We start from the raw sequence: 17,909 nt of genomic DNA on the forward strand, positions 1-17,909 counted from the left end.
TTGACCCAACGGCAAATTCAACTGTTCATGTGCACTGCCGATGAAGTAAGGGCACAATGCCACTATTGATCTGCCGGGTTGGAGATTACCCTTGTTTCGTCTTAATGCTGTTCGCGCAAGCCACTTCCTGCCTTCGCTGTTCTTGTTGCTGGCAGGGCTCGCCGCAGCCTATGTGAGAGACCTCAGCGTCTTCTTCACATCGCTGTTCAATGTCTTGCCTACGTTGGTTCTGCTGCTGGGCGGCGCGTACTGTGCCGTGTACCGTCGGCAACGTGAGCTGTTCCTGATGCTTACGGTGTACATCGCCTACTTTCTGCTCGACACCCAGACCGACTTCTACCGTGACCATGGCCGCGTGCGCGAGGACGCGGCGGTGATCTTCCACCTGGTGTGCCTGTTGCTGCCCACGCTGTTCGGCTTGTATGGCGCCTGGCAGGAACGTACCCACCTGCTGCAGGACCTGGTTGCCCGCGGCGCTGTGCTGTTTGCCGTGGGCAGCGTGGCGGTGGCCCTCGAACAAAGCTACCCCGAAGCGCTGCTGAGCTGGTTGGCGGAAATCCGCTGGCCAGCCTTGCATGGCCAGTGGATGAGCCTGATCCAGATCGTTTACCCACTGTTCTTCGTTGTGTTCATCCTGCTGGTGGTGCAATACCTGCGTGCCCCCAGGCCGCTGCATGCTGCGCAGTTGACCGGCCTGCTGGGCATTTTCTGGATGCTGCCGCAAACCTTCATCCTGCCATTCACCCTTAACATCATGTGCAGCCAGGTGATGTTGATGATCGCCGCAGCGGTAGCGCATGAGGCCTACCAGATGGCCTTCCGCGACGAGCTGACCGGCCTGCCGGGGCGCCGCGCGCTGAACGAACGCATGCAGCGCCTGGGGCGCAATTATGTGATCGCCATGACCGACGTGGACCACTTCAAGAAATTCAACGATACCCATGGCCACGACGTGGGAGACCAGGTGTTGCGCCTGGTGGCCAGCCGTTTGTCCAAGGTGACCGGCGGCGGCCGGGCCTACCGATATGGCGGCGAGGAGTTCGCCCTGGTGTTCGCGGGCAAGACAGCCGAGGAGTGCGTGCCCCACGTGGAAGCGGTGCGTGAGGTTATCGCCAACTATGTGATGCACCTGCGCGATCAGCACAACCGCCCGCAGGACGATACGGCCGGGCGCCAGCGCCGGGCGGGCAGCAGTGGCGGCACGGTGTCGGTCACCATCAGTATCGGCGTGGCCGAGCGCCAGGCCGATCATCGCAACCCCGAGGCGGTGCTGAAATCCGCCGACCAGGCGCTGTACAGCGCCAAAGGCGCGGGGCGCAATTGTGTCATGGTCCATGGGCAACAATCGCAGCGCGGAGCCGTACGCACGGCGTGACCGGGCAATACTGCATGGTCAGTTGATGACCCTATGTCTCGTAAAAGTTGTTCGGTTACACTGCCAATAACCCCTGTGTCGCGGTTCCCCGAGACCGCTCCGACCCGACTAGCGAGAGGTTGTCATGGCTGACTATAAAGCGCCCCTGCGCGACATGCGCTTCGTACTGAATGAAGTCTTCAACGTGGCCGAGCAGTGGGCGCAGTTGCCCGGGCTGGCTGACGTTGTCGATGCCGACACCGCTCTGGCCGTGCTGGAGGAAGCCGGCAAGGTCACCGCCAAATCCATCGCGCCGCTCAGCCGCGCAGCCGATGAAGAAGGTTGCCACTGGGACAACGGCGCAGTGCGGACCCCCGCCGGTTTCATCGAGGCCTACAACACCTACGCCGAAGGCGGTTGGGTCGGCGTGGGCGGCGACCCGCTGTTCGGCGGCATGGGCATGCCCAAGGCCATCTCGGCCCAGGTCGAGGAAATGGTCAACGCCTCCAGCCTGGCCTTTGGCTTGTACCCGATGCTGACCGCCGGTGCCTGCCTGTCGATCAATGCCCACGCCAGCGAAGCGCTGAAGGAAAAGTACCTGCCGAACATGTATGCAGGCGTATGGGCCGGTTCCATGTGCCTGACCGAGCCGCACGCCGGCACCGACCTGGGCATCATCCGTACCAAGGCCGAGCCCCAGGCCGATGGCAGCTACAAGGTCAGCGGCACCAAGATCTTCATCACCGGTGGCGAGCACGACCTGACCGAGAACATCATCCACCTGGTGCTGGCCAAGCTGCCGGACGCACCGGCGGGGCCGAAAGGTATTTCGCTGTTCCTGGTGCCGAAGTTTCTGGTCAACGAAGATGGCAGCCTCGGTGCACGCAACCCGGCCACTTGCGGTTCGATCGAACACAAGATGGGCATCCAGGCCTCGGCTACCTGCGTGATGAACTTCGACGAAGCAGTCGGCTATATCGTCGGTGAGCCGAACAAGGGCCTGGCGGCCATGTTCACCATGATGAACTACGAGCGCCTGGGTGTTGGCATCCAGGGCCTGGCCTCGGCCGAACGCTCCTACCAGAACGCCGTGGAATACGCCCGCGACCGCCTGCAGAGCCGTGCCCCGACTGGCCCACAGGCCAAGGACAAGGCCGCCGACCCGATCATCGTCCACCCGGACGTGCGCCGTATGCTGCTGACCATGAAAGCGCTGATCGAGGGCGGCCGCGCCTTCTCCACTTACGTGGCCATGCAGCTGGACAGCGCCAAGTACAGCGAAGACGCCGCCGTGCGCAAATGCAGCGAAGAGCTGGTGGCGCTGCTCACGCCAGTGGCCAAGGCATTCCTCACCGACCTGGGGCTGGAGTGCGCGGTGCATGGCCAGCAGGTGTTCGGCGGGCATGGCTACATTCGCGAATGGGGGCAGGAGCAGTTGGTGCGTGATGTGCGCATCACACAGATCTACGAAGGCACCAACGGCATCCAGGCCCTCGACCTGATGGGGCGCAAGGTGGTGGCCAGCGGTGGCGCGTACTACCGGTTGTTCTCCGACGAGATCCGCCAGTTCATTGCCAGCGCAACTGGCGAGCTGGACGAATTTGCCAAGCCGTTGGCGGCCAGCCTCGACCAGCTCGACGGGCTGACGGAGTGGGTGCTGGAACAGGCCAAGGGCAACCCGAATGAAATCGGCGCGGCTTCGGTCGAGTACCTGCATGCGTTTGGTTATGTGGCCTACGGCTATATGTGGGCACTGATGGCACGGGCGGCCCAGGCGGGTGAGGGCGACGAGGCGTTCTACTCGGGCAAGCTGGGTACGGCGCGGTTCTACTTTGCGCGGTTGCTGCCACGGGTGGATTCGCTGGTGGCTTCGGTGAAGGCGGGCAGTGAATCGCTGTACCTGCTGGATGCCGAGCAGTTCTGACGTATTTGGGGCCCGCTTGGCGGCCCCGATTTTCGGTATGTCTGGGGATGAATCCCCGTTGTAAGCTTTTTCCTACACGACGTGGTGACTTTTCACCACTGTTCTCAGATTGGATCCACGGTTAATCTTTACCACATGGACGTTGCGCAGGAAGCGCAAAGGACAGATCAAGGAAGACGACGAAGGACCACCTGCCAGGATGGCGGGGCGATACGGATGTCACAGGGAAACAGTCTGGAAAACCCCGCTTCGGCGGGGTTTTCTTTGTGCGCGTGTTTTTTCAGGCCAGCACATCCAGCGGTGATGCCCCCAACAGGCGGGCGTCCGTCTCTTCTTCCAGCAGCGTGCGCAGTAGCTCCACAGAGGCCTGCTGGCGTTGGGCATCGCGGAACACCAGGCCAACCTTCAGCGGCACCCGTGGCTCGCTCAAGGGCTTCCACAACAGCCCCTGATCATCTTCGGCGGCCTCCTTGGCCCGCCCCGGCAGGATGGTCGCCAGTGCCGTGTGCGCCAGGCTGTCGAGAATCCCCGCCATGTTGTTCATCTCTGCCTGAACCTGCGGCCGGCGGCCTTGGCTGGCCAGTTGCGCCTGCCAGATCTGACGGATCTGGAATTCTTCGCCCAGCATCAGCATGGGCAATTCGGCAGCCTGGCGGATAGACACCTTCTTGAAGTCCTTCAGCGCGTGAGTATCGGGGATGACCAGTTGCAGCTCGTCTTCATACAGCAGCAGGCCATGTAACCCGGGCTGGCGCGGCGGCAGGTAGCTGATGCCGATGTCCAGGCTGCCGTTGAGCAGGCGCCGTTCGATCTCCAGCCCCGACAACTCGTAGATCTGCACGACAAGGTGCGGCTGAGCCTTGCGCAGCCGTTCGAGCAGCTGTGGCACGAGGCTCGGTCGCACGGTCTGCAGCACGCCGATGGCCAGGGTGCGCAGCGACTGGCCCTTGAAGTTGCGCATGGCCTCGTGGGCGCGTTGCAGGCCGTCAAGCAAGGGCAAGGCATGGTTGTACAGGGTATGGGCAGCCAAGGTAGGCAACAGGCGCTTGTTGCTGCGCTCGAACAGGCTCAAATCAAGGCTGTGCTCCAGCTGCCGGATCTGCTGGGAGAGTGCCGGCTGGGACAGCGACAGGCGTTCTGCAGCGCGGCCCACGTGGCCTTCTTCATACACCGCGACGAAATAACGCAGTTGGCGGAAATCCATAAGTAACACTTATCGAAAATGCTGGAAAAACGAAATGGTCGAAAACCCTTGCGAAGCCTAGTCTATCGCCGTATTCCAACGGGTTACAGCGATGAATCGGTCGATTGTTACTCCGGATGAAAAACACTTTTGATAGGCAAGGCAAAATATCGAGTGCCGGCACCAAGACCGCACCGTTGCCGCCCCTTACCGTGATTGGTTGGAGCCCTGATGAACCTGTTCAACCTGCGCCGCTCGGCCCCTGTCGCTGCCGCCGAGCCCAAGCGTGCGCCGGTGATCGTGCCGCAAGCCGCTGAGCTGTCGCGTGATCGCCTGATGCCCAGCGCCGAGCGCGCAGCGCAGGTGTTCGTGCGCGGCCAAGGCTCCTGGTTGTGGGACAGTGAAGGGCATGCCTACCTGGACTTCACTCAAGGCGGCGCGGTCAACAGCCTGGGCCACAGCCCGAGCGTGCTGGTGAAAGCGCTGGGCAACCAGGCCCAGGCGTTGATCAACCCGGGTTCGGGCTTCCATAGCCGTGGCTTGCTGGGGTTGGTGAACCGCTTGTGTCAGAGCACTGGCAGCGACCAGGCCTACCTGCTCAACAGTGGTGCCGAGGCCTGCGAAGGCGCGATCAAGCTGGCGCGCAAGTGGGGCCAACTGCACCGCAACGGGGCCTATCACATCATCACGGCCAGTCAGGCCTGTCACGGCCGCAGCCTGGGTGCACTGTCGGCGTCCGACCCGCTGCCATGCAACCGCTGCGAGCCTGGGCTGCCGGGGTTCAGCAAGGTGCCGTTCAACGACCTGGCAGCACTGCACGCCGAGGTGGATTCACGCACCGTGGCGATCATGCTCGAGCCGATCCAGGGCGAGGCGGGCGTGATTCCGGCCACCCAGGAATACCTCAAGGGTGTGGAAACGCTCTGCCGCGAACTGGGCATCCTGCTGATCCTCGATGAAGTGCAGACCGGTATTGGCCGCTGTGGTGCGCTGCTGGCCGAGGAAACCTACGGCGTGCGTGCCGACATCATCACCCTGGGCAAGGGCCTGGGCGGTGGGGTGCCACTGGCCGCCTTGCTGGCTCGGGGTACGGCGTGCTGCGCCGAGCCTGGCGAACTGGAAGGCAGCCACCACGGCAATGCGCTGATGTGCGCTGCCGGCCTGGCGGTGCTGGACACCGTGCTGGAGCCTGGCTTTTTCACGCATGTGCAGGACAACGGACGTCACCTGCGTGAAGGCCTGAGCCGGCTGGCCGGGCGCTATGGCCAGGGCGAAGTGCGTGGGCAAGGCCTGCTGTGGGCGCTGCAACTCAAAGAAAACCTGGCCCGTGAACTGGTGGCTGCGGCGCTGCACGAAGGCCTGCTGCTCAATGCGCCGCAAGCGGATGTGGTGCGCTTTTCACCTGCGCTGACCGTGAGCAAGGGCAACATCGACGAAATGCTGCTGCGCCTGGCACGTGCTTTTGCCCGTCTTCATGCCCAGCAGCAGGCCCGCCGCGAAGTGCCGGCCTGACTGTGTAGCAACACTGAGCATTCAACGAACCGTCTGGCGTTCCTGCGCATCGCCCCTGGCCTGTTTCATTCGGCCCGGGGCGTTTTTTTTGCCTGTGGAACCTCTGCGGTGGGCGGCTAGTCTGTGAGATAACCCCTTCAGGAGAGACTCGCATGGACTTTATTCGCATCATCATCGCCATCATCCTGCCGCCGCTGGGCGTGTTCTTGCAGGTGGGGTTTGGCGGGGCGTTCTGGCTGAATATTCTGCTGACCTTGCTGGGCTACATTCCGGGGATCGTGCATGCGGTGTACATCATCGCCAAACGTTGAGGCCTTTGGGGCCGCAAAGCGGCCCCAAAATCTCAGCCCTCCAACACCCTGCAATAGAATTTCCACTCTTCTTCCAATGCATGGGCCAGGTTCTCTGCCTTGCGGAACCCATGCCGCTCACCCGCATAGAAGTGCCCTTCAGCCTCGATCCCGTTAGCCTGCAACGCCGCCAGCATCGACCGCGTCTGCTCCGGCACCACCACCGCGTCCAGCTCACCCTGGAAGAAAATAACCGGCACCTTGATCTGCCCCGCATGCAGCAGCGGTGTGCGCTGGCGATAGCGCTCGGCATCCTGTTGCGGATCGCCGATCAGCCAGTCCAGATAATCGCCCTCAAACTTGTGCGTGGCCCGGCCCAGGGCAACCGGGTCGCTGACCCCGTACAGGCTGGCACCGGCGCGGAACACGTCGTGGAAGGCCAAGGCACAGAGGGTGGTGTAGCCACCGGCGCTGCCGCCACGGATGAACGCCTTGCGTTTGTCGACCAGGCCCTGAGCCGCCAGGTACTCGACCGCCGCGCAGGCATCGGCCACATCGCTTTCGCCCCAGCGCAGGTGCAACGCCTTGCGGTAGTCCCGGCCATAGCCGGTGCTGCCCCGGTAATTCAGGTCGGCCACGGCAAAGCCGCGCTGGGTCCAGTACTGGATGCGAGGCTCGAGCACCGGATAACAGGCCGAGGTCGGCCCGCCGTGGATGAACACCACCAGCGGTGTGGCGCCTTGCGAGTGCGCTGCCGGGTAGAAGAATCCGTGGGCCCGCTCGCCGTCACGGCCATAGTGAATCGACTGCGGCAGGCTGATTTGCCCTGCCGGCAGTATCTCGGCCCCCCCGGCCAGCACACGTACTTCGTGGTTACTGCGGTCGACGGCAATCACTGCAGGCGGGCTGATGGGCGAGGCGGCAATGGCATAAAGGTGATCGCTGTCCATGGCCAGGCTGCGAAAGCGCGTGTAGCCACTGGCGAAACGCTCCATGCGCCCATCGGTGTTACGCAGCCCCAGTTGCCCGAAGCCGTCTTTGAACCAACTCGCCAGATAGCTTTGCGGCCCCAGTGCCAACCAGGTACAGGAACCCAATTGCCAGGGCGCAGCAGCATGGTCGGCAGCCTCGGCAGGCAACGCCTGCCAGTGGCCATCGACTTCCCCCCAGGGCTGCCAGAAGCCATTGCGGTCGGACAGGCAGTAGAGCCGGCCTTCGGCATCGAAACGCGGTTGTTGCAGCGACTCATCATTGCTGGCGATGCATTGCACGGGGCCCCACTGGCTACTGCTGTCGCGTGCGCGGCACATCAATCGGGTGATAGTCCAGGGCTGTGCCGGTCGGTTCCATTCGATCCACGCCAGGCGCATGCCATCTGCACTCACCGTGGGTGAGGCGTAGAAATCGGCGCCCTCGGCGAGCACCACCCGGCCGCTCTCACTCAACGCGACAAGCCGATGCTCCACCTGCTCGGCATGGCGTTCCTCGACGGCCAGCAACTGGCCATCGTGCCACTGCACATCGCCGTAGCGGCAGCTGGCATCCTCGGTCAGCGCACGCGGTTGCGAATCGTCCAGCGGCTGGGTGTAGACCTGCTGGTCCTTCTCGTTGACGAACACCAGCCCGTCGCCACCCAGGCAGAAGCTACCACCGCCGTACTCGTAGACCCGGCTGCGCACGCTGAAGCCATCCGGTGTCAGGCAGCGGGCCTGGTGGTACAGCCAGTGCCAGATACGGCAAGCACCATCGGCCGGGCGAAACTCGATCCAGAACAGCCCGTCGGCACTGGCTTTGAGTTCGGCGAAGTCGGTGCCGGCGGCAACGGCCTGCGCCGCGCTGAATTCAGCCACGGGCGATGACACGGGAGTTTCGTTCATTGCGGAAGGTCATCTGTTCAATGGCGAGCTGGGCGCTTTCCGCCTCCTCGCGGGCCTTGAGGATGATGCGGTGGTCGGCCGACTTGGCGCACACCGGGTCGGCGTTGCTGGCATCGCCGGTCAGCATGAAGGCCTGGCAGCGACAGCCGCCGAAGTCCTTTTCTTTTTCGTCACAGGAGCGGCACGGTTCGCGCATCCACTCGTAACCACGGAAGCGGTTGAAGCCAAACGACTCATACCAGATATGGTGCAGGTCGTGGTCGCGTACATTGGGGAACTGCACCGGCAGCTGGCGGGCGCCGTGGCAGGGCAGCGCGGTGCCGTCCGGGGTAATGGTGAGGAACAGGTTGCCCCAGCCATTCATGCAGGCCTTCGGGCGCTCTTCGTAGTAGTCCGGGGTGACGAAGATCAGCTTGCAGGGGTTGCCCTCGGCCTTGAGTTTGTCCCGGTATTGGTTGGTGATGCGCTCGGCCCGCTCAAGTTGCGCACGGGTCGGCAGCAGGCCCAGGCGGTTGAGGTGCGCCCAACCGTAGAACTGGCAGGTGGCAAGCTCGACGAAGTCGGCCTCAAGGGCGATGCACAGCTCGATGATGCGGTCGATCTTGTCGATGTTGTGCCGATGGGTGACGAAGTTGAGCACCATCGGGTAGCCGTGGGCCTTCACGGCGCGGGCCATCTCCAGCTTTTGCGCAAAGGCCTTCTTCGAACCGGCCAGCAGGTTGTTCACCTGCTCGTCGCTGGCCTGGAAGCTGATCTGGATATGGTCCAGGCCGGCCTTTTTGAAGTCCGCGATACGCGCTTCGGTCAGGCCGATGCCCGAGGTGATCAGGTTGGTGTAGTAACCCAGCCGGCGGGCTTCGCCGATCAGTTCGGCCAGGTCCTGGCGCACCAGCGGTTCACCGCCGGAAAAGCCGATTTGCGCCGCGCCCATCTCCCGAGCCTCGGCCATGACCTTGAACCACTGCTCGGTGCTCAGCTCCTGGCCCTGGGCGGCAAAGTCCAGCGGGTTGGAGCAGTACGGGCATTGCAGCGGGCAGCGGTAGGTGAGCTCGGCCAGCAACCACAGCGGCAGGCCGACCTCCGGCGTGGGCGGCAACTCAGGCGAGGACGATCCAGTGTTCGGCACGGGCCACCTCCATGAACTGCTCGATGTCTTCGGCCACTTCCGGGACATCGGGGAATTGCTGTTCGAGTTCGCTGATGATGGCGGCCACGTCACGCTGGCCGTCGATCAAGCCGCCAATCAGGCTGGCGCTGTCGTTGAGCTTGATCATGCCTTCGGGGTACAGCAGCACATGGCCTTTCTGCGCCGGTTCGTACTGGAAGCGGTAGCCGGGGCGCCAGTTCGGCACCTGATTGCGGTCGAAACTCATAGGGTGATTCCCTTGTGCCACACCCGTTCCTGGGTGACGGAATGATAGGGCGGGCGGTTCAGCTCGTAGGCCATGCTCATGGCGTCGAGCATGCTCCAGAGGATATCCAGCTTGAACTGCAGGATCTCCAGCATACGCTCCTGGCCCGCGCGGGTGGTGTAGTGCTGCAGGGTAATCGCCAGGCCGTGCTCTACGTCACGACGAGCCTGGCCCAGGCGGGTGCGGAAGTAATCGTAGCCGGCCGGGTCGATCCACGGGTAGTGCTGTGGCCAGCTGTCCAGGCGCGACTGGTGGATTTGCGGGGCGAACAACTCGGTCAGCGAACTGCTGGCTGCTTCCTGCCAACTGGCGCGGCGGGCGAAGTTGACGTAGGCATCGACGGCAAAGCGTACGCCGGGCAGTACCAGCTCTTGCGAACGCAGCTGGTCCGGGTCCAGGCCGACAGCCTGGCCCAGGCGCAACCAGGCTTCGATGCCGCCGTCCTCGCCAGGCGCGCCGTCGTGGTCGAGCAGGCGCTGGATCCACTCGCGGCGTACTTCGCGGTCAGGGCAGTTGGCCAGGATCGCGGCATCCTTCATCGGGATGTTGACCTGATAGTAGAAGCGGTTGGCCACCCAGCCCTGGATCTGCTCACGGGTGGCGCGGCCTTGGTACATCGCCACGTGGTACGGGTGATGAATGTGGTAATAGGCGCCCTTGGCGCGCAGGGCCTGCTCGAATTCGGCAGGGGACATTGGCAATGCGTCGCTCATCAGGCCTCCTTACAACTCAATGCTCATTCCGTCGAAGGCAACTTCCACACCGCGGCGCTGGACTTCGGCGCGCTCCGGGGAGTCTTCATCGAGAATCGGGTTTGTGTTGTTGATGTGGATAAGCACTTTGCGCTGACGCGGGAAAGCGTCCAGCACTTCGAGCATGCCGCCCGGGCCGTTCTGCGCCAGATGGCCCATTTCGCGGCCCGTGCGAGTGCCCACGCCACGGCGTTGCATTTCATCGTCTTCCCACAGCGTGCCGTCGACCAGCAGGCAGTCGGCGCCGTGCATCATCGCCAGCAGCTTGTCGTCTACCTGGCCCAGGCCTGGAGCGTAGAACAGCTTGCCGCCGGTGCGGGTGTCTTCGACCAGCAGGCCCAGGTTGTCGCCCGGGTGCGGGTCGAAGCGGTGCGGCGAATAAGGCGGTGCGGCGCTGCGCAGAGGGAATGGGGTGAACTTGAGGTTTGGGCAGGCCTCGATAACGAAGCTGCCTTCCAGCTCGATGCGGTTCCACTGCAGGCCACCGTTCCAGTGGCTGAGCATGTTGAACAACGGGAAGCCGGTGGTGAGGTCCTGGTGGACCATGTCGGTGCACCACACCTGGTGCGGGCAGCCTTCACGCAGGCTGAGCAGGCCGGTGGTGTGGTCGATCTGGCTGTCCAGCAGCACGATGGCGTTGATGCCGGTGTCGCGCAGGGCCCGGGCTGGCTGCATCGGCGCGAAGGCCTGGAGCTGGGCGCGGATGTCGGGCGAGGCATTGCACAGCACCCAGTGTACGCCGTCGTCGGACAGGGCGATGGACGACTGAGTGCGCGCAGTGGCCCGCAGGGTGCCGTCACGAAAGCCCTTGCAGTTGACGCAGTTGCAGTTCCACTGCGGGAACCCGCCACCGGCGGCGGAGCCGAGAACCTGGATGTACATGGCCACTCTCTATGCAAAAAACCGGATCGGAAAAACGAAAACGCCCCGGCAGGCCGAGGCGTGGAACCCTAAGCCGGGCTTAGCGGTTAGCGAAGTACATGGTGACTTCGAAGCCGATACGCAGATCAGTGTATGCAGGTTTGGTCCACATGGGATTACTCCTTCCGGATGGGTTTGGGGTTGCTCAGTTACTACTTGGGTACCACCACGCACTGGAGGTTCCCGGAACTGGGATTGCGCTATCTTACAAGAAAAATTTGTACTGGAAGGTTAATTATTCGAAAAGTGCCGTTGCATTTTGCGTAACAATCACGGGCCTGGATCACTTCCACGTAGGGCTTGGCGCGGCAGCGTTGGCCAAACACAACCAGGAGGCGTCTGCATCGAGCAGGTTACCCAGCAGGTGGTCCAGATCCGTCTGCCGCGTGTTCAGAATAGCCCTGCGCAACGTATCCAGCCTGCCGGGTTGTGTAGCCAGGTGTGTCTGCCACGCCCATTCGGCGACATCGGCGTTGGCCATGGCCGGTTCATCGAATTGACTGGCCAGGGCCTGCTGGGTGTCTGGGTCAAGGGTGACACCCTTGCTGAGTAGCGTGAGCAGGTGGTCGAGGATCTGTGCCTGGTGGGTGTGCGGCGATTGCACCCCGAACAACAGGCCGCCGACTCCCTCTATCTGACGAAAGGTACTGAATACCGCATAGCCAAGTTGCAGCTCCACCCGCAGCCGCTGGTAAACCGGCCCTTGCAGCAGTTGCGCGAGCAAGCGGCCGCTGGCTTCGCGGGTTGCAGGCAGCGGGCAGAACAGCAGTAAGGCATGTTCACTGCCCGGTACTTCGGCATGCTGCCAACGGCGGTTGGCCCAGGTGCGCAGGGGGCTTGGTAGCGAGCCGTGCCCTGGGCAGTGCTGCAGCGCAGTGCCCAGGGCGCTCCGGGCTGAATCGTCGAAGCCTGCGGCCAGGCCGTGCCAGCGTGTGTGCTGCCACAGCTTGTCGAGTTGCTGCTGCTCCAGCGTGCAGGCAGGCACAGCAGGGGGCGGGGTGCCGAGCACCGCGTCAGGCAGTTGCTTGAGCAAGGCCCTGATGGGGATCAGGGCCGCTGGTGGCGTTGTGCAAGGCAACCAGCATCTGGCCGGGGGGCTGACGATCAAAACCAAGGCCTGCGTTACTGCCCGCAGCACCGCTGCCGGTAGCCCGGCGCAGCGCAACTGCCAGTACTCCCCGGCAGCCGTGAATTGCAGTTGTACCGAGGCGCGTTCACAGCGCTCCTGCAGTGGCGCCAGGGCCTGTTCGAGCACACCCTGCAAACGTTGGCGCAGCGTTGAGGGTACGTGCCAGCGCAGGTAGAGCGCTGCGTATTGGCGGGCGCCAGGAAGCAGCTCACTGACCCGCAGTGCTGCCGGTACAGGCTTTGTACTCGCACTGGGTAGACCAGCCATCAGCAAGGGGTCGACCAAGGGCATGTGCCATTCGCCATACACGTTGCATGGCAGGCCTTGCAGCACGGCTTGAAGGGCCTGCAAACCGTGCGCATCCAACTTGGCGAACGGCTGCCCCGTGCTGTCACGGCGGGCCAGTTCAAGTGCACTGGCGCTGCGTTCGCGACTGTGTTGCAGCAGGCCGAATTCGCGGTTCAACAGCTCGAGGTCGGCCTGGCGGATGAAGCTGAACCAGCCTCGCAACAGGGCGCTGGCTTCGTCTGCGCAGGCGTCGGCGCTGAGCTTAAGGTCGAGGTGCCACAGCAGCTGGCCGGCAAAGGCATACAGTGTTTCGGCCTTGAAACGTTGCAGCCATCCACGCGCGCGAAGTGCGCCCAGCCAGGTACCCGGGCGGCTGTCGCCGAGGCAGGCGATCAGCAGCTCCAGCGCTTGCTCGGCACCTGCCGGGAGGTTTTCGTGAGTGAAGGCCAGTGGTGTAGCCGTCGCCGACAATGGCGGCGGTTCGACTTGCGGCACATGCTTGCCTGTGGCGAACAGCGTCGCATGCTGCCGGCCAAGTTGCTCCAGCTCATCCAGCGGCTGCGGCCCGCACAGGCTCAAGACGATCTGCCCGCCCTGGTAGAAGCGTTGGTGGAAGCCCGTAAGTGCTTGCTGAAAGGCAGGGGCCTGCAGGGCCAGGGTATACCGGTTGCCGGCATGAAATGCGCCCAACGGATGGCCTTGCGACACTGATTGCAACAAGGTGAATTGCTGCTGGGCCTGCGGGTTGCGTGACCAGGCAATGAACTCGGCGTGGATCACTTCACGCTCGCGGCGTTGGCGCTCGATGCCCAGATCCGGTTCGGCGAGCATCTGGCACAGGCGCTCGAGGCCCCCGGCCAAGGCATTGGGCGGCACTTCGAAGAAAAAGTCGGTGGTGCGTTCCCGGGTGCTGGCGTTGACCTGGCCGCCCAGGGTCTGCACGTAACGCATCAGGCCGTCGTCCAGCGCAAAGCGTGGGGTGCCTAGGAAGAACAGGTGTTCGAGGAAGTGGGCCAGGCCCGGCCATTTGCCCGGTGCGTCATGGCTACCCGCATGTACCCGTAGGGCGGCGGCCGAACGCTTTAGGCGCGGGGCGTGGCGCAGGGTCAGTTGCAGGCGGTTGGCGAGGGTGAGGTGGCGGATGGCGTCAGGCATGGGGGCTCCGGTTGCTGCTGTCCATGCTAACCCATTTGTTTGCAGGCTCGGCCTCTTCGCGGGTTTACCCGCGAAGAGTTCGTCAGCCCTTACGCAGATGCAGCTCCTGTCGCAGGTCAGTCAGATAAGGAAATGCCTGCCGCCCATGCACCACTTGCTCATGCTCCAGCTCCGCCAGCAACAGGCATTCATCCCGCCCGCCCATGGCCAGCAAACTACCATCCGGGCCGATGATGCTGCTCTGCCCGCAATACTGGATCTCGCCTTCCGCGCCGCAGTAATTGGCATACACCAGGTAGCACTGGTTCTCCTGCGCCCGTACCCTTACGGTCACCTGGCAGATGAAGTCATACGGCGCCATGTTCGCCGTCGGCACCAGGATCAGCTCGGCACCCGCCAGCGCCAGGCGTCGGGCGTTTTCCGGGAACTCGATGTCGTAGCAGATCAGCAGGCCGACTTTCCAGCCTTCAAGCTCGACCACCGGAAAGTGGTCCGGGCCTGCGCTGAACATCGAACGGTCCAGTTCGCCAAACAGGTGGGTCTTGCGGTAGTTGCACAGGCTGCGGCCATGGGCATCGATCAACTGCACGCTGTTGTAGATCGCGCCATCATCTGCCCGCTCCGGGTAGCCATAGACAATGGCAATGCGGTGGGTCTGGGCGATTTCCACTACCTCCATGGCCGCCGGGCCATCGTCAGCTTCGGCCAGGCGCTCGACCTGGGGTAGGCCGATGTTGTAGCCGGTCAGGAACATCTCCGGGCACACCAGCAGCTGTGCGCCGCGCTCGGCTGCCAACTGTGCCTGATGGCGCAGCCGTTGCAAGTTGCCGGGCACGTCCAGTGGCTTGGGTGTGCCCTGGAACAAAGCGATGCGCATGACGCCTCCTTGATTCAGTCTGCCAGGGCAATAGGGCCGATTTCATCGAACACATCGCCCGGGCCTGGGTTGTCCGGGTGGGTGTGGCCACCGAAGTGGTTCATGATACCCCACACCGCATTCAGCGATGTTTGCACCGCGCCCTCCACCCAGGCGGGTGTCCACGATACATCGTCACCGGCGATGAACATGCCGCGCTGCTCGGCGGGCATGTTCTGCTGCATGAAGTGTGCGTACATGCGCTGGTTGTAGCGGTAGTGACCCGGCAGTGCGCCCTTGAAGGCGCCCAGGAAGTGCGGATCCGCCTCCCACGAAATGGTGATTGGATCGCCGATGATGTGCCCGGCGATATCGGTTTTCGGATAGATCTTCTTCAGCGCATCCAGGGCCAGTTGCACGCGCTTTTCCACCGGATGCGGCAGCATTTTCAGCGCATCGCTCATCCACGCATAGGACAGGCAGATCACCCCCGGCTTGTCGTTGCCGTTGTCGAACAAGTAGGTGCCGCGGGTGAGGCGGTCGGTGAGGGTCATGCTCATCAGGTCGCGGCCGGTTTCCGGGTCCTTGTCCTTCCAGAATGGTCGGTCGACCATGACGAACGTCTTCGACGACTGCATGTAGCGGGTGCGGTCCAGGGCCATCCACATCTTTTGCGAGAACAGCGATTCCTCGCAGTCGATCTGGGTGGTCAGCAGCCAGGTCTGGCAGGTGGCGAGCACGGCGCCGTAGTGGCGGGTGTCGCCCCAGTTGTCGGTGACCGCCAGGCGGCCATCGGCGGCACGGGCAATGCGTTTCACCCCCGTTCGTGGCGCGCCGCCATGCAGGCCGCTCAGGCTGGTGCCCTCCGGCCAGTGGGCGCAGCGCTCCGGCACATGGCGCCAGATCCCTTGTGGCACCTGCTCCACACCACCGACGACCAGGTGTTGGTGGTCGTCGCAGTTGGTCATCACCACGCGGAAGATTTCCAGCATCGAGTTGGGGAAGTCCGAGTCCCAGCCACCGGTGCCGAAGCCGACCTGGCCGAACACTTCGCGGTGCTGGAAGCTCAGTTTGGCGAACGAGCGTGAGGTGGCGACGAAATCGTAGAACGTGCGGTCGTCCCACAGTGGTACCAGCTTGTTCCACAGCGCTTTGAGGCGCGGTACATCCCGATCGCGGATGGCTTGCTGGATGTCGGCGAACTGGGCACCACTTTCCAGCGCGTCGGCCCAGGCGTCGGCCACTTCGTGGAACAGCTTGGGCAAGTCGGTGGTTTTCTCGGCGTAGTAGGTCTGGCCTTCCAGGTCGATCACGGTGCTGCCCGAGGCCGGCGTCAGCGGGTTAGGGAAGGGCTTGGTTTCCAGGCCCAATTTGTCCACATAGTGGTAGAAGGCAGTGGACGATACCGGAAAGCGCATGCCACCCAGCTCTGCGATGATCCCGTCGGTGCCATTGAAGGCTTGCGAGCGCAGCCGGCCGCCCAGTTTGGAGGCCTCATACACCACCGGTTTGAGGCCTAGCTTCATCAGCTCGTAGGCCGCCACCAGGCCGGCAATACCGGCACCCACGATGGCCACTTCTTCACCGTGGCGCTCAGCCGGAATACTGCCCAGGCCTGCGGGGTGTTCCAGCCAGTCGTCGAAAGCGAAGGGGAAATCCGGGCCGAAGATGGTGATGGGCTTTTTGCCGTCGGCGGGGTGGCGGTTTTTCTTGTTCATGAAGTGACCTTGCCAGAGGGGCTGCGCGGGTGGCGGAGCCTGAGTATAGGAGATGGCTGGAGGTCATTTTAGGGAGTGGAGTGTTCGTTAATAAGGCACAGAGTGGTGTCTGAATGTAGCTTTTGTCGTCATATTTACCATTTAAAAGATATTTATGACGATTCAGGTCAGGGATGCCAAGTGATTCACCGTCTCGGGAAACTTCTGTACAAGACGAATCAATGCGACGGCCTGTGCATTGGGCCTGGAACGGCCTTGCTCCCAATTCTCCAGCGTTCTGGCATTGGTCCGTAAATAATTTGCGAACAGCGCCCTGGACATGTTGAGGCGCTGGCGGAGCTCTAACAGTTCGTTAGGTGCCAAGGGGGCAAGCTCGGTGAAGCTGACTTTGTGCGAGCGCAGGGTTTTCTTGCCTTGGCGATCTTCAGCTAGTGCATCGAAGCCTTCAGTGAGCTCAGTGAACAGGTTGCGGTGCATGGTTTGTCCTCGACAGGTATTCGCGCTCGAGCAGGGTTCGCAGTATTTTTCGCTCGGTGTCGCTCAAGTCATCTTGCATGTCTTTCCCGTACACGGTGAAAAGCCAGAACTGACTGCCAGGAAGCCAGAAGTAGTAGATGACGCGGATGCCACTTCGCTTCCCCTTGTGACGTTGAGCATCAGAGAACCTCAGCTTTCTGAGGCCACCTGTGCCTTTGATCACATCTCCGGCAAGCGGACCGTTCATCAAGAAGCGCTGCAAGGAACGAAAACCCTCGTCACTCAGATAGCTGGCACGATGCCGCTCGAAAGGGGGGAGCTCGACAAAAACTGCTTCCATGGTGTGTACGTTATCTGCGTATAGTTTCGTGTTGGCCACGAGGTATGTCAATCCATCGCTAGCCAGCCTATACGCATTCGAGCTACACCTAAGGCGTAGTGAGTTGCAGCGTGTTACTTAGATCGCTGTACAGTCCGAGTGCCATTTCAAAGTGGTTGCCCACGGTCCACCTTGCTGCTGAGAATGATTGACGTGGTGGTCTTCTCCACCCCGTCGACACTGCCGATCTGGTCGAGCAACTGGTCCAGTTGCTCAGGCGAATCCGTAAGCAGCCAGGCCACGTAGTCGAACTCGCCGCTCACTGCGCACAGCTGCTGGACTTGGCCCATGGCACTCAGGCGCCGCACCACTTCCTTGCCGGAGCGCGGCTGCACCTTGATACCCACATACGCCTGCAGCCCGCCACCCAGCACCCGCTGACCCAAGCGCACGCCATAACCGGAGATGACCTTGTTCTTCTCCAGCCGCTCCAGGCGCGAGTTGACGGTGGTCCGGGCGATACCCAATTGGCGGGCGAGTGTGGCGACGCTTTCGCGGGCGTTGATTTGCAGCAGGGCGATCAGCTGGCGATCGATCTCATCCAGCGTGATGGAGCGGGAATCCGACATGACGAGTCTCTTCGGTTGGCCTGCTAGCCTAGCGAGCGACTGCCAATCAGGGCAAGACCGCTTCTACAGCGACCGCGCTGGCCTGAAGAGACATGTAACCATAATAGTTACAT

The 17,909-nt window shown here is 62.7% G+C and carries 17 protein-coding genes; 4 read left to right on the forward strand and 13 right to left on the reverse strand.

Annotation, left to right across the window (positions count from 1 at the left end; translation table 11 throughout):
• Positions 1 to 91: 91 nt before the first annotated feature.
• Together ACF8MI_RS06050 and ACF8MI_RS06055 are read left to right on the forward strand one after the other, a co-directional pair.
• Positions 92 to 1,375, forward strand: a complete 1,284-nt coding sequence (locus ACF8MI_RS06050; RefSeq protein ID WP_060499089.1) for a diguanylate cyclase — start codon at positions 92 to 94, stop codon at positions 1,373 to 1,375.
• Positions 1,376 to 1,499: 124 nt separating this feature from the next.
• Complete coding sequence (locus ACF8MI_RS06055; RefSeq protein ID WP_164524067.1) at positions 1,500 to 3,278, forward strand: acyl-CoA dehydrogenase C-terminal domain-containing protein; 1,779 nt, start codon at positions 1,500 to 1,502, stop codon at positions 3,276 to 3,278.
• A gap of 280 nt (positions 3,279 to 3,558) precedes the next feature.
• Here the strand turns inward: ACF8MI_RS06055 and ACF8MI_RS06060 are convergent, their stop codons facing one another.
• Positions 3,559 to 4,482: a LysR family transcriptional regulator gene (locus ACF8MI_RS06060; RefSeq protein ID WP_060499087.1), complete on the reverse strand. Its 924-nt coding sequence runs from the start codon at positions 4,480 to 4,482 to the stop codon at positions 3,559 to 3,561.
• 210 nt (positions 4,483 to 4,692) lie between these two features.
• Here ACF8MI_RS06060 and ACF8MI_RS06065 point away from each other — a divergent pair, with 210 nt between their 5' ends.
• Both ACF8MI_RS06065 and ACF8MI_RS06070 read left to right on the forward strand, forming a co-directional pair.
• Positions 4,693 to 5,973, forward strand: a complete 1,281-nt coding sequence (locus tag ACF8MI_RS06065; protein WP_104833565.1) for an aspartate aminotransferase family protein — start codon at positions 4,693 to 4,695, stop codon at positions 5,971 to 5,973.
• 152 nt (positions 5,974 to 6,125) lie between these two features.
• Positions 6,126 to 6,284, forward strand: a complete 159-nt coding sequence (locus ACF8MI_RS06070; RefSeq protein ID WP_009681539.1) for a YqaE/Pmp3 family membrane protein — start codon at positions 6,126 to 6,128, stop codon at positions 6,282 to 6,284.
• Positions 6,285 to 6,316: 32 nt separating this feature from the next.
• Here the strand turns inward: ACF8MI_RS06070 and ACF8MI_RS06075 are convergent, their stop codons facing one another.
• The 12 genes from ACF8MI_RS06075 to ACF8MI_RS06130 form a co-directional block, all read right to left on the reverse strand.
• A complete protein-coding gene (locus ACF8MI_RS06075) occupies positions 6,317 to 8,140 on the reverse strand; it encodes a S9 family peptidase (RefSeq protein ID WP_200929011.1) in 1,824 nt (607 codons plus the stop codon).
• Positions 8,106 to 9,266 (reverse strand): pyrroloquinoline quinone biosynthesis protein PqqE, encoded by a 1,161-nt coding sequence (gene pqqE / locus ACF8MI_RS06080; protein ID WP_060499084.1) that lies wholly within the window; start codon positions 9,264 to 9,266, stop codon positions 8,106 to 8,108. The genes ACF8MI_RS06075 and pqqE overlap by 35 nt, the downstream gene beginning before the upstream one ends.
• Positions 9,238 to 9,513: a pyrroloquinoline quinone biosynthesis peptide chaperone PqqD gene (gene pqqD, locus ACF8MI_RS06085; RefSeq protein WP_060499083.1), complete on the reverse strand. Its 276-nt coding sequence runs from the start codon at positions 9,511 to 9,513 to the stop codon at positions 9,238 to 9,240. Before pqqD ends, pqqE begins: the two co-directional genes overlap by 29 nt.
• A complete protein-coding gene (pqqC, locus tag ACF8MI_RS06090) occupies positions 9,510 to 10,265 on the reverse strand; it encodes a pyrroloquinoline-quinone synthase PqqC (RefSeq protein WP_200929012.1) in 756 nt (251 codons plus the stop codon). The genes pqqD and pqqC overlap by 4 nt, the downstream gene beginning before the upstream one ends.
• Before the next feature lie 9 nt (positions 10,266 to 10,274).
• On the reverse strand, positions 10,275 to 11,186 hold the full coding sequence (pqqB, locus tag ACF8MI_RS06095) for a pyrroloquinoline quinone biosynthesis protein PqqB (protein WP_060499082.1): 912 nt from the start codon (positions 11,184 to 11,186) through the stop codon (positions 10,275 to 10,277).
• A 79-nt stretch (positions 11,187 to 11,265) separates the two neighbouring features.
• Positions 11,266 to 11,337 carry a pyrroloquinoline quinone precursor peptide PqqA gene (pqqA, locus tag ACF8MI_RS06100; RefSeq protein WP_003243383.1) on the reverse strand — a complete coding sequence of 24 codons (72 nt, stop codon included), beginning with the start codon at positions 11,335 to 11,337 and terminating at the stop codon, positions 11,266 to 11,268.
• Between the two features lie 171 nt (positions 11,338 to 11,508).
• Positions 11,509 to 13,797 carry a pyrroloquinoline quinone biosynthesis protein PqqF gene (gene pqqF / locus ACF8MI_RS06105; protein WP_200929013.1) on the reverse strand — a complete coding sequence of 763 codons (2,289 nt, stop codon included), beginning with the start codon at positions 13,795 to 13,797 and terminating at the stop codon, positions 11,509 to 11,511.
• An 82-nt stretch (positions 13,798 to 13,879) separates the two neighbouring features.
• The gene (locus ACF8MI_RS06110) at positions 13,880 to 14,674 is read right to left on the reverse strand and encodes a carbon-nitrogen hydrolase family protein (RefSeq protein ID WP_060499080.1); all 795 of its coding nucleotides are present in this window, start codon (positions 14,672 to 14,674) and stop codon (positions 13,880 to 13,882) included.
• 14 nt (positions 14,675 to 14,688) lie between these two features.
• Positions 14,689 to 16,371, reverse strand: coding sequence for an NAD(P)/FAD-dependent oxidoreductase (locus ACF8MI_RS06115; RefSeq protein ID WP_200929014.1), 1,683 nt, complete (start codon positions 16,369 to 16,371; stop codon positions 14,689 to 14,691).
• 162 nt (positions 16,372 to 16,533) lie between these two features.
• Positions 16,534 to 16,848 carry a DNA-binding transcriptional regulator gene (locus tag ACF8MI_RS06120; RefSeq protein WP_060499078.1) on the reverse strand — a complete coding sequence of 105 codons (315 nt, stop codon included), beginning with the start codon at positions 16,846 to 16,848 and terminating at the stop codon, positions 16,534 to 16,536.
• The gene (locus ACF8MI_RS06125; RefSeq protein WP_060499092.1) at positions 16,826 to 17,188 is read right to left on the reverse strand and encodes a hypothetical protein; all 363 of its coding nucleotides are present in this window, start codon (positions 17,186 to 17,188) and stop codon (positions 16,826 to 16,828) included. The genes ACF8MI_RS06120 and ACF8MI_RS06125 overlap by 23 nt, the downstream gene beginning before the upstream one ends.
• Positions 17,189 to 17,334: 146 nt before the next feature.
• A complete protein-coding gene (locus tag ACF8MI_RS06130) occupies positions 17,335 to 17,796 on the reverse strand; it encodes an Lrp/AsnC family transcriptional regulator (RefSeq protein ID WP_016484597.1) in 462 nt (153 codons plus the stop codon).
• Between the last annotated feature and the right edge of the window lie 113 nt (positions 17,797 to 17,909).

Source organism: Pseudomonas sp. yb_9 (assembly GCF_043103635.1).
Taxonomy (GTDB): Bacteria; Pseudomonadota; Gammaproteobacteria; order Pseudomonadales; family Pseudomonadaceae; genus Aquipseudomonas; species Aquipseudomonas monteilii.